1 protein-coding gene is annotated in these 1,018 nt (G+C 48.4%); it reads left to right on the forward strand.

What is annotated here, in order from left to right; translation table 11 throughout:
• On the forward strand, nucleotides 1-975 hold a 975-nt coding region (locus KI362_RS25210; protein ID WP_301630985.1), incomplete at its 5' end, for an IS256 family transposase.
• Nucleotides 976-1,018 lie beyond the last annotated feature (43 nt).

The raw sequence follows: 1,018 nt of genomic DNA on the forward strand, positions 1-1,018 counted from the left end.
TTCAGAGACGGTAAGTTTTCCACGGAGCTCTTTTCTCGCTATCAACGAAGCGAACAAGCTCTTGTGCTTGCACTGATGGAGATGGTCATTAATGGCGTATCCACTCGCAAGATCACCCAGGTGACCGAGGAATTATGCGGTGCTGAGTTCTCTAAGTCGACCGTGAGTGATCTGTGCAAGCAGTTGGATCCTATCGTTACTGCTTGGAATCATCGACCTTTGAAGGAGGAGTACCCATTTGTCATCGTAGATGCACTCTACACCAAGGTGCGCGAAGATGGCCGGGTTCGCTCAAGAGGCGTTATGATCGCTACAGGGATCAACCTGGAGGGTTACCGGGAAATCATTGGCATGATGATTGGTGACACGGAATCAGAAGCAAGCTGGGGTGAATTCTTTACCCAACTCAAGCATCGTGGGCTACGCGGTGTTGAGATCATCACCAGTGACAGCCATGGGGGCCTTGTAAAAGCCATTGGGCAGCACCTACAGGGGATTACCTGGCAACGATGCCAAACTCACTTTATGCGCAATATCTTAGACGCTACCCCGAAGCCTCTAAGGAGTGAAGTTAAAGCTCATGTACGCTCCATCTTTGAGGCAGCTGATCCACAAACTGCACGCACCTTGCTTGCCCAGACAGTAGATTTGTTTCAAGAAAAAGCCTCCAAAGCCATGGAGATCTTGGAGGCTGGATTTGACGATGCTACAGCCGTTTTAGTGCTTCCTCCTGAGTATAGAAAGCGTACTCGTACAACCAATGCGGTAGAACGTTTAAACGCCGAAATTCGGCGCAGAGAGCGTGTTATTCGCATATTTCCAAACCGTGAGTCGGTGCTCCGTCTTCTTGGGGCGTTACTAATGGAACAAGATGAAAAGTGGTCCATGGGCAAAAAGTATCTCGAAATGACTGAGTTTCTAGAATGGCGCAAGAACAGGAAAAAAGGAGATTCAAAAGTAGTTCGGATCGGCTAGACAATCTCTGACGAGGATTTTACACACAATAATGGACTTGACC

Source organism: Paenibacillus apis, assembly GCF_018333295.1.
In the GTDB taxonomy this organism is placed as follows: domain Bacteria; phylum Bacillota; class Bacilli; order Paenibacillales; family Paenibacillaceae; genus Fontibacillus; species Fontibacillus antibioticophila.